Raw genomic sequence first — 14232 nt, 5'->3', positions numbered from 1 at the left:
TCAACGCTAAATCTCTTCATCCACGGCGGTTTTTTTGATATGAATACAACTTCTTATATTCCTGAGAATACGGGACAGGAAAAGGCGACCTTTGATGTCCCTACTCCGTTACGATCTCAAGCTAATCCATTAGAGAAAGCTGAGGGCGTTTATGTGACCTTACATGGTCATTTTTATCAGCCTCCTCGAGAGAATCCTTATTTAGGCACTATCGAACGGCAATCGAGTGCTGCGCCTTTCCATGATTGGAATGAGCGCATTTATCACGAGTGCTATCGCCCCAATGCGTTTGCTCGCATTTTTAACGACCAAGGCGAAGTCGTCAACATCGTCAATAATTTTGAATATCTCAGCTTCAATATTGGTCCCACTTTGATGAGCTGGTTGGAAACCTACGATACAGAGGTTTACCAGCGCATCATTGAGGCAGATCGCAAGAGCTGTGAACGACTGCAAGGCCACGGCAATGGGATCGCACAGGTATATAACCACATCATCATGCCTTTGGCCAACCACCAGGATAAGGTGACCCAGGTGCGATGGGGGAAAGCAGATTTTCAAGCCCGGTTTGGCCGGGACCCCGAGGGCATGTGGCTAGCAGAGGCCGCCGTCGATCAGGCCACCATTGAGGTGCTGATTGAGGAAGGGATTCGGTTTATTATTTTGGCCCCCTCCCAAGCACAACGCTGCCGTGCGATACCTGGTATTGCTAGCGATACCAACGATACGCCTGACTGGGAAGAAGTGGGTGGGGGGCAGATTGACCCGACGCGCCCCTATCGCTGTTACCTTCCAGGAGATCGAGATCGCTACATCGATATTTTCTTTTACGATGGCCCTATCTCTCGGGACATTGGCTTTAATGCGGTACTCAGTAGTTCTCAGAATTTGGCCAATCGATTGGGGCAGGCGGTACGGTCTGATCGCAAGCCGTCTCAACTGATTTCTATTGCCACAGATGGTGAAACCTTTGGGCACCACAAACGCGATACGGAAAAAGCGATCGCCTATGCGTTTCACGATACCTTCCCCCAATTGGGATGGACCGTCACCAACTATGCCCATTACTTGAGTCTGCATCCTCCCACTTGGGAAGTTCAGCTCAAACCTGTGACCGCCTGGAGCTGTGGTCATGGGGTCGATCGTTGGCAAGATGACTGTGGGTGTGGTGGAGAAGGCAGCCTTTGGCATCAAAAATGGCGCCGTCCTTTAAGAGATGCCTTAGATTGGCTACGGGATCAGCTCAGCGATATCTATCAAGAACTGGGTACGCTCCTGTTTGAAGATCCCTGGGAAACCCGGAATCGCTATATCGAGATTATGGGACAGTTCCCTCAACAGGCGCAGCTCGATCCATCTTCAGGGACTGATCCCCTTCAAGCCTTCCTCAATACCCACCAAAATCATGAACTCTCTCTAGAAGAGCGGGTAGATGCCTTGCGGTTATTGGAGATGCAGCGCCATAGCCTGCTGATGTATACCAGTTGTGGTTGGTTCTTTGCCGAACTCTCACGACCCGAAGGGGTGCAAATTCTTCGATATGCAGCTCGTGCGGTTGACTTAGCAGCGGATGTCGCTGGGATCAGCCTAGAGCCAGAGTTCATAAAGCGCTTGGCTTTAGCCCCCAGCAATGTCGATCTATTTGAGACGGGAGCAGGTGTATACCAGCAGCTGGTGATTCCATCTCAAATTGATGTACAGGCCGTTGCTGCCCACTATGCCATCACCTCGCTGTTCAATCCCTATCCCCCACAGCACCCCTATTTCTCCTACCAAGCGGAGCAGGTTGATTATCAGATTCAGCGCTTAGGCTCCCTTTCCTTAGCTATTGGCCAACTGCAGCTCACCTCCAATGTCACGTCTGAATCAGAACATCTGGTGTTTTGCGTTCTCCATTTAGGTGGCTGGGACTTTCATTGTGGCGTGCAGCTCTTTAGTGGCCGCAAGCACTATGGTGAGATGAAGGCCAAGTTGTTTAATACCCTGCAACAGGCCAGTGCCACTAATATTGTGTTGGCCATATCCGATACCTTTGGTCATCAGCACTATGGCCTCCATGACCTTCTCCCCGAAGAGCGTCATCGGATTATCTCTCTCCTCTCCCAAGAGACCTTAAGTCGCCTCAATCAGCTCTATACCCAAGTTTATCGAGATAACTATGGGGTATTGATGGCCTTCCAATACGATGACCTGGAAGTGCCTCCTGAATTGCTAACGGCCGCTCAAGTTGCCCTTAACCATCGTGCCTTAAATACCCTTAAAGGGCTAGAAAAGGAGATGAGTGATCCAGAGCTAGAAACCTCCCAGGTGGGAGCCAGTTATTTGGCAGAACTCGCTGCGATCGCAACCGAAGCGGAGCAAGCGGGTTGTCGTCTCAAGCTGGATGCCGTCTACCCCTTACTCGAAGATTTAATTCTTCGTCTGTTATGGCAACTGTTCCATCATGTTGAGGTGGACTTATCTCCCCATCGGATTCAGCGTCTACAAACCTTGCTCAATTTGGTCCATCAACTTCAGCTCGATATCCATCTTGACCGGGCTCAAGAACTTTACTTACGTTGTCTGCAAGAGCAGATGACCCTCTTGAATCACAGTCAAGCCATCACTCAAGCTCAATTGTTGGCGCAGAACAACGATTCTAGATCGGGGCAGGATCTATCTCAGGATGATCCATTGTCGATGGATCAAATGCGCCAACTTCTCCAGTTGGGCCGCAAGCTAGCCATCGATGTTCAGCCTTGGTTGGACAGCTATCAGTAACGCTTACTTTACGGATTGGCTAGCAGGCACAATGGATGACGGTGTGGATTGGTGGAGCTGTAAAGCACTTTGCTGAGTGGCATGTAATTGCCAAATCGCTAATCCACCCGCCAAAATTGTTCCTGCTAACGACCCCAGCAATACCTTGTTTTGAGTTTTTAATCGACGAATTTGAGTCGTTTTTTGCTCCATTGGTGTTGGCAAAGCCGTAACCTTAAACGACTCCATCAATACCTTGTTTTGAGTTTTTAATGGACGAGTTTGGGTGGTGTTTTTCTCCATCGGTGTTGGCAAAGTATCAGATGATGGTTGATTCTCTATAGGGAACTCGGGTTCGCTTGGAGCAGCAGACTCGGCTGATATAAGCGGATTTATAGAGATGCTTTCTACTTCAGGCTCCGCTGCTTTGTTTGGTGTTGTATCTGTTCCGTAGGTGGGTGAGTTTGGAGGATGCTGATCAACGGCATTCTCGCTGCCTGAGAATTGTGGCTCAGCTTGTAAACCATCAGCAGAAGAGACTATTACCTGGGGTTGGTTTTCTTGCTTATCTGTTGCACCGTTCATGGGATCGATTGATATGTCAGGTGCTTTCCCTTGGAGGATAGCCGTTCCTGCAGATGTGGTCGATTCCTCTGGGATGGAAGTCTCGTCTAACTGGCTTGGAGGTGTTTGATCAGCTGGGAATGCTTTGTCTGTCGAGATCGGAGCGGGGTCAACCTTGGGGGCCGTCTCTTGCGGCTGAACGGTTTTGGCTTTTGGGGTAGGGAAAGCGACTTTCCGCGTTAGCCAATTCACAATTAATTCAGGACAATTTTTCTTAAACCAGTAGTAGCCATAGCGTTTAGCGATAGGCTTTGACATTCCTGCCAGGGTCTTAGTGAATTGGTTTATAGAATCGTTTTGAACCTTTTTATTAATGAAATTAACGGCCCCCACATCGTAAAGGCACTCAATAATCAGCTTGATCGTGGTTTCTTCATTTTCAGTTAAATGTTGTAGCAGGACTAATACATCCTGCATGCGCTGCTGCTCCCGCTTTTTTTCTTCGGGGCTTTTAGACACCATCATAGACTTGGTTCTGGAATGGAGAATGGGGATATCGTTATTATGAGCGGCACAAGAGTGATCCGTAAACTGATCCCACGGTAGAGAATGCTGCTCACCCAAGGTCAAGTCATCTAGACCCAGACCAAGCGCTTATATATAGGATTCCCAGAGGCCCGATAAACTCATGGATGTCAGCTAAAGACCGATTTGTTTAAAGAGAAAAATTGTCTTCAAATTCCTTGCGGGTCATCGGTTGTGAAACGATGAGTCCATCACCGGATAAAACCTCTAAGGGCTCTCCATCAATGGAGATCCAAATGGCTTCCTTTGGATCAAGACTACTGGCGGTGTAGACAATCTGGCCTAGGCGAGCCTGCATCGATTTGGTCCCACCGCCGGTGGTGAATTCCCTAGACAAATCAATGCGAACACCATCATCTTTTAATTTCAGGCTATTCAGCTGAGTCTTTTCAGGAATCGCATTAGTTTTGTCGGCATTTGCCGGTCCCTCCAACAGCCGTTTGAAAGCGGCGGTCAGTTGTTCCTCAGACGTGGCGTTCTCTAAATTATCTAGTGGTAGCTTGGTGGGTTCTAATACCAGTTGCTCTTGATCTTTATAGGCAATCCAATAAACCGCCAGTTCAGGTTTGGCAACGGCAGGTTCAGGATCGGTTTGTTCCGGTTGAGGAGAAACCGTAGGCGAGGGACTCGTTTCTGTTGATGTCTGTTGTGGCTGGCAGCCAAACCCTCCCAACACTAAGGTGATGCCAACCAGCCCTCCCCAGAACCGCCTACTTTGGTACCGTAGTTGTGCCATTTTTGGACTTCATCCTCTATGAATACATCGATCTAGTTCGGGAGAACAGGGGGCCATCAAGTCTAGCCTAACTCAAGGAATTTAATCTGGGTTTGCCGGTGGACACTCTAGCAAAATGACACCGTATAGTACCCCTTAACTTACGTTATTCGATTAAAGAAACTGGTATAACTGCTCTTGAGTTTAGATAACAGCAAATGTCAAAACTATTGTCCCAGAATTAGCCCATATAATGACGGATTTACAGATGATGAAGTTCCAAAGGTTGGGACTTCTAGTAGGGGCTAATCAGGACAGAATCCTTAAGTAGAAATGGCTTTCGCGAAATATTCTTTAAGGGTGGATAAAACCTGATCTAACGGGATTTGATGCGCGTCATGGGTGGCTCGTTCAACTATCTCAACTTTGCCTTCTTTCAAGGATCGTCCCGTCACAATTCGATAGGGAATGCCGATTAAATCGGCATCTTTGAATTTAACACCCGCTCGTTCAGTCCGATCGTCTAGCAAGGTTTCTATACCTGCGGCATTGAGCTCGCTGTAGAGTTTCTCAGCAGCTTCAACCTGGTTGCTATCTTTGCCATTGGGAATAATAATAATGGCGTGATACGGTGCGATCGCAACCGGCCAGACAATCCCATCTTTGTCATAGGACTGTTCCACTGCTGCTTGGGCCAGGCGAGAAACTCCGACACCATAGCAGCCCATCACTAACGGCTGTTCTTTTCCTGCTTCATTGGTATAGGTTGCGCCTAATGCTTGGGAATATTTGGTACCTAACTGGAAAATATGACCAATTTCAATGCCACGAGCTGTTTGCAGGGTTTGTTTAGCATCATGTACGGCTCGATCTCCCACCTGAGCAGTGCGGATGTCTACCACCTGTTCCGGTAAAGGAATATCAGTTTTCCAGTTGCTCCCGACGGTGTGGAACCCAATTTCATTGGCACCCGTAACGAAATCCTTGAGTTCTACAGCAGTTTGATCTACTAAGCGGACAAACTTACCATGCACCTGTTTGGATTTTTGAATATAGCTATCTGCTAAATCAGGAGCGATATAGCCTAGAGGTAGCGGTTGGCTAGCCCATTTGGTCGCTCCTTCCGCAACATTCAAAGCAATTAAGGCTTTGCCTTTCACCAATTCCCCTAATTTGACCAGCTCATTTTGCAACTTTACTTCATTGACCGCCTGGTCGCCGCGAAGGCTCACTAAAGCTAAGATCGTCTGACCGTTGTCGTACACCGCTTCATAAAGAACTGTTTTCACCACCTGAGTGGGGGAACATTGTAAGCACTCACAGAGTTTGATAATGGTATCGGTTCCGGGTGTTTCTCGTTTTTCAAAGGTTTTAAATGGAGAAGGCTGAGCATCTGTGGGCAGAGAACTTGCTTTCTCGACATTGGCGGCATAATTGCCATCTTCCGTGTAGAGAACCTCATCTTCTCCAGCTTCAGCCAATACCATAAACTCTTGGGATCCAGAGCCGCCAATGGCTCCAGAATCTGCATCTACGGCCCGATAAGCTAAGCCAGATCGCCGTAGGATATTGCAATAAGCGTCATGCATCTTACTGTAAATAGCTTTGAGATCGGCCTCGTCCGTCGAGAAGGAATATGCATCCTTCATAATGAACTCCCGTCCCCGCATCAGGCCAAACCGAGGGCGAATCTCATCGCGGAATTTGGTTTGAATTTGATAAAGGTTTAAAGGTAACTGACGGTAGGATCGAATCATATCTCTAGCGACCGCAGTAATCACCTCTTCGTGGGTTGGTCCTAACCCCAACTCCCGGTCCTGGCGATCCTGGAAGGCAAACATGATGCCTTCTGCTTGCGTATACGTCTCCCATCGACCTGATTCTTGCCATAGCTCAGCGGGTTGGATCTGAGGCAACAAACATTCTTGAGCCCCAGTCGCATCCATTTCCTCCCGGACAATCTGAGACACCTTTTGCAACACGCGCCACATCAACGGTAAATAGGCATAAATCCCACTGCCTATTCGGCGAATATACCCGGCCCGCAAGAGTAATTTATGGCTGGGGATTTCTGCTTCCGCTGGGTCTTCTCGCAGCGTCACAAACAGCATTTGAGATAGCCGCATGGTGTCCTCTTAAGCTTCAGTTTTGCCTTATCAGTCTAGACGATTAGACTATGACTTTAATCTTGTCCTGCAATCAATCCCAGTTTTGTCTAAAACAGGGGTATATCAGTGTTGTACAGTTACAGTTATGTATAACGAAGAAGACCTCAGCCTCCTAGACAACGAGGACAATTTAGAAAGTCCGCTGGATCACATGGCCGCAGTCGATGATCCTGCGGCAGAAGCGGCAAAGCCAGATGTCGAAGAGATGCTGCAATTCTTAGCATCGTCTGATGTGACGCAACGCATGATCGCAGCGAGAGCATTTTGTGAGTTGCAAGACTGTAGAGCAATTCCTTATTTGATTCAATTGTTAGCTGATGCCTGTCCTCTAGTTCGGGTCAGTGCAGCTTACGCTTTGGGGCGAAACCCCAGTGATACAGCTGTTCTTCCCCTGATCCATCAATTCAATCAAGATTGGAATGGCTATGTTCGTAAAGGGGTTGTGTGGGCTTTAGGCAATTGTCGAGATCAGCGAGTCCTTGCCCCTTTAGTGGATGCTCTTGAGAATGACATCTCAGCTGTTCGCCTCTGGGCTGCCAGTTCCCTGGGACAACTCTCCGAAATCGATGCTGATGTCGCTGCTGCTGCTATCCCTGCTGTGATGCATGCCCTACAAACTGAATCCATGGCTCCCGTCCGCAGTAACTGTGCTTGGTCTCTAGGACAATTGAGCAAAGTGCTGGTAACAGGCAATCTCTATGATCAAGCGATTGCAGCCATGATCAAAGCCCTCAGTGATGGCGATCTGGGTGTTCAAGAGGATGCCAAGAGTTCCTTACTCAAGCTTGGAGATCCAACAGGACTACAGGCGATAGAAGAATTAGAGAGTATGGGGTTGTTGTAAGGTATCCGCCATCTCTCCCTGCAGTAGAGGATTAGTGGCGGAGAGTTCCTGGAATGTTGGCCTATGACTGATATTGGTTCCATTGCTAGGGACCGTAAGGTCATGGTTATTAATCACCGCTCCGTTGGGGGTGATAGCCTCCATCATCAGCGTTAGGAAATCAAATAAGCGGTTAATCGATTCGTGATGACCATATTGTTGCGGATCAATGCTGGGTAAAGGCTTTGCCAAGGGCTGACCATCCTCGGGCTCAAGCATCATGTATGTTTCTTCATAGACTCGCCAAAGATCAAGTTGTAGTCGTTCTTTATCAATGCTTGCTGCGGTAGTCAATCGCAGCAGAATGGTGCCATCTGGATTATGTTCTAACCGCTGAATTTTGACGGGCTGGCAGCTTGGTTGGGTTTGTAACCATTGGAGACTGTAAGTTAACGCGGCCCAATGGACATCCTTAGGTAGCCCCAGGGTAAGCGTGGCTTGAGCTTCAGCAAAAAAGTATTTCACTTCTCCGGGCTCAAAACAACCTGTTTGGGGGACGCGTTCCTGCTGATTGTTGCGTTGATAGGCATAGTCACAGACAACATCTACTAAGGTTGTGGTGGCATTAGGGCTTATATCTTCCAAGCAAACCCCAGTCAGGGTAGCCGCGGAAAAATTGGTACCAAACAGGCGGCAGCGAGTTAAGTTGGCGTCCCGTAGATTTGCTTCCTTGAGTGACGCTTGTTGCAGATCGGCCTCACTCAGATCGGCACCTGTTAAATTAGCAAAGGACAGGTCTACTTCACAACCATCGACTCGACTAAAGTTCGCTTTTACACATTGTCCGTTCTTGAGATTAGTGTTGCGTAAATCAGCGCCTCTAAAATTCACCTCAATCGCAATACTTTTACTTAAATTGGCATCTCGTAATAGGGCAGCGCTTAAGTTAGAAAAACTCAAGTCTGTTTTGCTCAAATTAGCGCCTTTTAAGTTAGCGCCTTTTAAGCTGGCTTCACTCATAAAAGCTCGACTTAAATTGATCTGCTGTAATTGGGCTGAATCTAGCTTAGCCTGGGTCAAATTAGCCTTAATCCCATTGGCTTCTGATAAGTCTGCTTTACTCAGATTCACCTGTCTTAAATCAGCGTAGGGAAAGATAACCTGTACCATACAAGCCTCAATGAGAATGGCTTGGTACAGGGTTGCTTCGATCAGCGTTGCCCCCTGTAACCGGGCAAAACTCAAATCTGCTTTCGTTAAATCTGCTCGGCTGAAATTAACTCGACTGAGATTGGCCTCGCTCAAGAAGGCATCACTTAGATCACTACCGGCTAAAAAAGCACCACTGAGATTGGCCAAGCTGAGATTGGCTCGACTCAAATTAGCATTGATTAAATTAATGTCTTTTAAATCCTGTTCACTCAGGTCTACACCACTCAAATCTGGTTTGACCCTAGGATTTTGTTTACGCCACTGGTTCCAATGATTAACACCACGTTTAATCATACGGACATGGTTAGTATTGGCCATAGCGGGGGATAAGCAAATGAATAGTCATCAGTGTCTTTAACCTCTATATTTTGAGTCTGTGGATTGACTCGTTGTCATCCCCCCGGTGAACCACAGTCTTCAAAATAGTTTTACCTCAATACTAACTATCCTTTTAAAACCTCTAAATTAGGTTTAGCTAGTATCTCTATGTAATATAGATCACAAGTCTATTTTGCCCTATTTTTTATATTTTTTCATTCAGGTTTCAGGCATAGAGCCTTGAATTCAGCGCTTAGCACTCGGTCAATATGTGAAACTTTGCTAGCATTCCCCTATAAATCACTTTTCATCTCTCTTTAAGCTTCTCTCTAGGCTACGGTAAGGAAGGTAGATTACAGTGGTAATAGCTTCAAGACGCAGTTTCTTTGGGCATCTCTGATTGTTTTTTTATGGCTGAGCCCTTAATTGAACTCAAAGGAATTTCTAAAGCCTTTGGTAAACATGTGGTGTTGAATGGGGCGGACCTCACGGTTTATCCAGGTGATGCACTGGCGATTTTAGGTCCTTCAGGGACTGGCAAATCAACGATTCTCAGAATCATTGCGGGTTTGCTTGCGCCTGATAAAGGAGAAGTCTATATCAATGGAAAACGCCGCTGTGGGTCTTTAGATAATTTCGATAACCCTATTCGTATGAGCATGGTGTTCCAGCAGGCAGCGTTGTTTGACTCCCTGACGGTTGAAGAGAATGTGGGGTTTTTCCTGTACCAGAATTCTGCTTTGCCGAGGCAACGTATTCGAGATTTAGTCGATAAAAAATTAGAGGTGGTGGGTTTACCTGGTATTGGGCACCTCTATCCTGCAGAATTGTCTGGAGGTATGCGGAAACGGGTGAGCTTTGCCAGAGCTATTTTGGATAATCCAGATGATGATTTAGATGATCCTAAAATTTTGCTCTACGATGAACCCACAGCGGGTCTTGATCCCATTGCCTCCACGATGATCGAAGATTTGATCTTAGAACTACAACGCTCTTCTGGCTGTGAGACCTATGCCATTGTTACCCATCAAAACAGTACGATTCGCCGTAATGGCAAACGATTGGTATTGCTTTATCAAGGTCAAGTGCAATGGCAAGGGATTTGGGATGAAATCGAGACGTCGGATAATCCCTATCTACAGCAATTTATGAGTGGAAGTGTGCAAGGCCCCATGGACTTGGTGGGAGATTACTTGTAGCACGAGAACACCGAATAATAGTTAGCTAACGTCACCGATGAGGGGCAGTATGAGAACGCGAGCGGTACGAGAAGGGACAGTGGGATTGCTAGTAATCTTTGGCCTAGGGCTCGTAACGAGTTTAATTTTTTGGGTGCGTGGTTTTAACTTTGGCGGTAAAGCTTACACTTTGCAAGTGGAGTTAGCGGATGCTTTAGGGTTAAGCATTGGTAGTCCGGCTAAGTTTAGAGGGGTAAAGGTAGGGCATATTACGCGAATGCGGCCCCAGGCAAATCGGGTGGTGGTTGAAGTAGAAATCACGTCTAGTACCGTATTGATTCCTCGGCAAACAAAAGTTGAGACGAGCCAGTCAGGGTTTGTGGGACAGGCTGCCTTAGAGTTTCGACCGATTGAAGTTGAGTTCAGTGATGCCTCTTTAGAAGATTTAAGTCCATTTGAGCCAGACTGTGATCCTCGAATGATTCTATGTCAAGGGGATCGTCTGACAGGGGATTCCGGTAATAACTTGGAGGAACTCATTCGTGCCACGATGCAAATCGCGACGCAATTAGGAGGTACAGATTTAAAGGCTACCCTCAATAATTTATCTCAGGCGTCCAAAGATATTAGCCAACTCAGTAAAGATACGAAGGTTGCCCTAACGGATGTGTCTCGTGCTGCCCGCAGTGTGACCCAGCTCAGTTTGGATACCCGTAAACAGCTGCGACAGTTTGGTGTTGCTGCTGAATCGGTGACGGCAGCAGCGCAACAATTCAATCAATTAGGGGGTGAAGTGAATACCCTGGTGAAGGGGAATAAAGGCACCTTAGTTACCTCCCTGCAGAACTTGCAAGAGACGAGCCAAGAGCTGAAGGTTGTGGTGACTCGTTTGAGTCCTTTGCTCAGCCGGGTTGAACAAGGCAAGCTGTTAGATAACCTAGAAACCTTGGCGGCTAATGGTGCTCAAGCCTCTGAAACTCTCAAACTTTTGACGACGGATGTGAATAATCCTGCCACTGTGTCGGAGTTGCGCCAAACATTGAAATCGGCTCGAGAGACTTTGGATAATGCCAGCCAAATCACCTCGGATCTTAAAGACATTACCGGCAATGAAGAGGTGAGGCAAAATTTAATTCGCTTAATTAACGGGTTGGGCAAGCTGCTATCTTCTAGCCAGGACTTGGAACAACAAATGCAAGGGGCTCAGAAGGCTCCGCTCACGTCTGCTTTTCCTCGATCGGAACCTCAATCGACGCTCCCTCAGAATTGACTGTTTCCTGCCAGCCTGCGAATGTTACGGTGAAGGGGGTAAACGATTCCTCTCAGTTGCAGGCAACCTATTTCTATGTCTTTTGATCGCTCCCAGTGGACTGCCGTTATTACCGGTGCGATCGCACTGCTGTTAGGAATTGGCTATCTGGTATTGGTCCAGGTGCTAGATTCTCGGGGGGAGATGTTGCCAGCCCCGATTAGTACGCTTCAGCTGGGCTGGGATGCTTGTTCTCACTGGATTTCTTGCTGGGGTAGTAGCGGCCGGATATTGTAAATCCTAAGGCTATTAGCTATATTAGTAGTAGGTGAGATATCTCTAAATAATTAATTAGCAGCTTTTTAACTTCATTAATCCGATTTTTCAATCTATCTAATTTGTGCAGTGGCGTATCCCCCCATTAGACAATCTAGAACATAGCTATGGGATTAATTGAGTGATTGCTTCTTCGCTTCCGCCCAGTGCCCATCGATGGCAGCAAGTCAGCTTCGCATCAACTCTATATCTTTGTCCAATCTTAGACTGCCTCCTTGCGGATATTCCTGTTGCCGAAGAGGCAGAACTCAGGTTAGGCCTGCAAGAGGCGTTAGTTAACGCGGCGAAGCATGGTAATAAGTTGGATCCTTACAAGACCATCTTTGTGCATTTTTCAATCAGCCGTTCTCAGGGTTGGTGGATTATTTCTGATCAAGGTGCAGGGTTTACTCCCCCGGATCAGTGCAAGATGCCCCCGCCCCCACAAAATATTCCTGATGCAGGCTGCGAATGTGGACGAGGTTTATACATTCTCCACCAGATTTTTGATCAGGTGTATTGGAACGGCGATGGGACGGAGCTTAGGTTGTTCAAAGCAATAAAATCTGAGGCTGATAAACAGCTCGCATGGCAAAATTGAGCCTTTCTCTCAAGACGCTTGAGTCCTGAAGGTGGTTTGGCGATCCTCTGCCTTGGTGAGGATGTGCTTATACCTATTAAAACCGTCATAATTAGGTATAAACTCCGTTCATAAATAGCTCATGTATGATGGAGGTCGGCAACCACAATGCTTTTATTCTTAGCCTATGACTTCCGGCCAAACCCAGCGTTTTGCGCTGACTACACCGCTCTATTACGTTAATGATTTACCCCATATTGGTAGTGCCTACACCACGATGGCGGCAGATGCGATCGCAAGATTTCATCGCTTACAAGGGCATGAGGTATTGCTGATCACGGGTACGGATGAGCATGGCCAAAAGATTCAGCGGACTGCCGAACAGAGGGATAAAGCACCACAAGACCACTGTGACGAAATCGTTGCTGGATTCGAAGATCTATGGCAACGCCTCAATATTCAATACGATCGTTTCAGTCGCACCACCAGTTCTCGCCATGCTCAGATTGTCAACGAGTTTTTCCAGCGCGTATGGGATAAAGGGGATATTTATCAAGGGCATCAGCAGGGCTGGTATTGCGTCGGTTGTGAAGAATTTAAAGAAGAACGAGATCTTCTAGAAGAAAAGCATTGTCCCATCCATAAGCGTCCAGTGGAGTGGCGAGACGAGCAGAATTATTTCTTCCGTCTATCGAAGTATCAAGATGACCTAATTAAATTTTTTGCCGATCATCCTGATTTTATTCAACCCACCAGCCGCCGCAACGAAGTCCTCAGCTTTGTTGAGCGAGGACTACAAGACTTTTCCATCTCTCGGGTCAACCTAGATTGGGGATTTCCTGTCCCGACTGATGATCAGCATACTTTATATGTCTGGTTCGATGCCTTACTCGGTTATGTCACGGCGTTGCTCGAAGAAGATGCAGAAGCTACTTTAGAGAACGCATTCAGTCAATGGTGGCCGATCAATCTCCACTTAATCGGCAAAGATATCCTTCGGTTTCATGCGGTGTATTGGCCGGCCATGTTGATGTCAGCGGATCTTCCCTTACCTGATCGTGTCTTCGGTCATGGTTTCTTAACCAAAGATGGTCAAAAAATGGGGAAAAGTCTGGGAAATACCCTCGATCCAGTCGACTTGGTCGATCGCTATAGTGCTGATGCAGTTCGCTACTATTTTCTGAAAGCGCTAGAGTTCGGTCGTGATGGTGATTTTAATGAAACTCGATTTATTGATGTAGTCAATGCTGATCTCGCCAACAGCTTAGGCAATCTACTCAATCGCACCCTCAAAATGGCAGTTAAATATTGTGATGGCCGGGTTCCCGAGATTAATATTCAACATTTACCTGATGATCATCCTTTAGCTCAACTGGGTCGGGATGCGGCAGATCAAGTTGCAAAAGCATACCAAAGCTTAAGTTTTAGTCAAGCCTGTAATATTTCTCTGAGTCTTGTCAAAGCTGGAAACCAGTTCATAGACGAGCAAGCGCCTTGGTCTCTCTATAAACAAGGTGAGCAGGGTTTGGTGAATGAGATCCTTTACACAGTTTTAGAATCAGTTAGACTGTCAGCATATCTGCTTACTCCAGTTACCCCTAACTTGAGTACACAGATTTATCAACAGCTAGGGTTCAAGCTTGATTTGAATGTTAACCATGGTGAGGATGGGGCAGCCTTACATGCTATTCATAGCAGATGGGGGGGGTTACCCACCAATCAAGTGTTAGGCACTCCTCAACCTGTGTTCCAAAAATTAGAGCCTTTACAAGCTGCAGCACCCTAG

The 14232-nt window shown here is 47.0% G+C and carries 11 protein-coding genes; 7 read left to right on the top strand and 4 right to left on the bottom strand.

Annotated elements, in window-relative coordinates:
* Positions 1 to 39 precede the first annotated feature (39 nt).
* On the top strand, positions 40 to 2760 hold the full coding sequence (locus HRE53_RS09510) for a DUF3536 domain-containing protein (RefSeq protein ID WP_235110151.1): 2721 nt from the start codon (positions 40 to 42) through the stop codon (positions 2758 to 2760).
* A 3-nt stretch (positions 2761 to 2763) separates the two neighbouring features.
* Here HRE53_RS09510 and HRE53_RS09505 read toward each other — a convergent pair whose 3' ends face one another.
* The 3 genes from HRE53_RS09505 to HRE53_RS09495 all read right to left on the bottom strand — a co-directional run bounded on the left by HRE53_RS09505 (position 2764) and on the right by HRE53_RS09495 (position 6729).
* Positions 2764 to 3927, bottom strand: a complete 1164-nt coding sequence (locus HRE53_RS09505) for a hypothetical protein (protein ID WP_235110150.1) — start codon at positions 3925 to 3927, stop codon at positions 2764 to 2766.
* Between the two features lie 91 nt (positions 3928 to 4018).
* Positions 4019 to 4624 carry a GerMN domain-containing protein gene (locus tag HRE53_RS09500; protein WP_212663211.1) on the bottom strand — a complete coding sequence of 202 codons (606 nt, stop codon included), beginning with the start codon at positions 4622 to 4624 and terminating at the stop codon, positions 4019 to 4021.
* Between the two features lie 302 nt (positions 4625 to 4926).
* Positions 4927 to 6729: a proline--tRNA ligase gene (locus tag HRE53_RS09495; RefSeq protein ID WP_235110149.1), complete on the bottom strand. Its 1803-nt coding sequence runs from the start codon at positions 6727 to 6729 to the stop codon at positions 4927 to 4929.
* Between the two features lie 127 nt (positions 6730 to 6856).
* Here HRE53_RS09495 and HRE53_RS09490 point away from each other — a divergent pair, with 127 nt between their 5' ends.
* Positions 6857 to 7615 (top strand): HEAT repeat domain-containing protein, encoded by a 759-nt coding sequence (locus HRE53_RS09490; protein ID WP_235110148.1) that lies wholly within the window; start codon positions 6857 to 6859, stop codon positions 7613 to 7615.
* Here the strand turns inward: HRE53_RS09490 and HRE53_RS09485 are convergent.
* Complete coding sequence (locus tag HRE53_RS09485; RefSeq protein ID WP_235110147.1) at positions 7592 to 9124, bottom strand: pentapeptide repeat-containing protein; 1533 nt, start codon at positions 9122 to 9124, stop codon at positions 7592 to 7594. The genes HRE53_RS09490 and HRE53_RS09485 overlap by 24 nt on opposite strands.
* Before the next feature lie 410 nt (positions 9125 to 9534).
* Between HRE53_RS09485 and HRE53_RS09480 the strand changes: the two genes are divergently transcribed.
* The 5 genes from HRE53_RS09480 to metG all read left to right on the top strand — a co-directional run bounded on the left by HRE53_RS09480 (position 9535) and on the right by metG (position 14232).
* Entirely contained in the window at positions 9535 to 10323 is a 789-nt protein-coding gene (locus HRE53_RS09480; protein WP_212663207.1) for an ABC transporter ATP-binding protein, read from the top strand.
* Positions 10324 to 10372: 49 nt separating this feature from the next.
* Positions 10373 to 11572 (top strand): MlaD family protein, encoded by a 1200-nt coding sequence (locus tag HRE53_RS09475; RefSeq protein WP_235110146.1) that lies wholly within the window; start codon positions 10373 to 10375, stop codon positions 11570 to 11572.
* 75 nt (positions 11573 to 11647) lie between these two features.
* The gene (locus HRE53_RS09470; RefSeq protein ID WP_212663205.1) at positions 11648 to 11848 is read left to right on the top strand and encodes a hypothetical protein; all 201 of its coding nucleotides are present in this window, start codon (positions 11648 to 11650) and stop codon (positions 11846 to 11848) included.
* Between the two features lie 160 nt (positions 11849 to 12008).
* Positions 12009 to 12467: an anti-sigma regulatory factor gene (locus tag HRE53_RS09465; protein ID WP_212663204.1), complete on the top strand. Its 459-nt coding sequence runs from the start codon at positions 12009 to 12011 to the stop codon at positions 12465 to 12467.
* 166 nt (positions 12468 to 12633) lie between these two features.
* Entirely contained in the window at positions 12634 to 14232 is a 1599-nt protein-coding gene (gene metG / locus HRE53_RS09460) for a methionine--tRNA ligase (RefSeq protein ID WP_212663203.1), read from the top strand.

The organism is Acaryochloris sp. 'Moss Beach' (assembly GCF_021497025.1).
Classification (GTDB): domain Bacteria; phylum Cyanobacteriota; class Cyanobacteriia; order Thermosynechococcales; family Thermosynechococcaceae; genus Acaryochloris; species Acaryochloris marina_A.
Note: the sequence above shows the minus strand (reverse complement) of the source record. Positions and strands in the feature narration are given on the sequence as shown.

Coding starts and splice junctions, on each gene's coding strand:
- HRE53_RS09475 (WP_235110146.1), top strand. CDS start 10,373: ATGAGAACGCGAGCGGTACGAGAAGGGACAGTGGGATTGCTAGTAATC.
- metG (WP_212663203.1), top strand. CDS start 12,634: ATGACTTCCGGCCAAACCCAGCGTTTTGCGCTGACTACACCGCTCTAT.
- HRE53_RS09470 (WP_212663205.1), top strand. CDS start 11,648: ATGTCTTTTGATCGCTCCCAGTGGACTGCCGTTATTACCGGTGCGATC.
- HRE53_RS09510 (WP_235110151.1), top strand. CDS start 40: ATGAATACAACTTCTTATATTCCTGAGAATACGGGACAGGAAAAGGCG.
- HRE53_RS09495 (WP_235110149.1), bottom strand. CDS start 6,729: ATGCGGCTATCTCAAATGCTGTTTGTGACGCTGCGAGAAGACCCAGCG.
- HRE53_RS09500 (WP_212663211.1), bottom strand. CDS start 4,624: ATGGCACAACTACGGTACCAAAGTAGGCGGTTCTGGGGAGGGCTGGTT.
- HRE53_RS09485 (WP_235110147.1), bottom strand. CDS start 9,124: ATGGCCAATACTAACCATGTCCGTATGATTAAACGTGGTGTTAATCAT.
- HRE53_RS09480 (WP_212663207.1), top strand. CDS start 9,535: ATGGCTGAGCCCTTAATTGAACTCAAAGGAATTTCTAAAGCCTTTGGT.
- HRE53_RS09490 (WP_235110148.1), top strand. CDS start 6,857: ATGTATAACGAAGAAGACCTCAGCCTCCTAGACAACGAGGACAATTTA.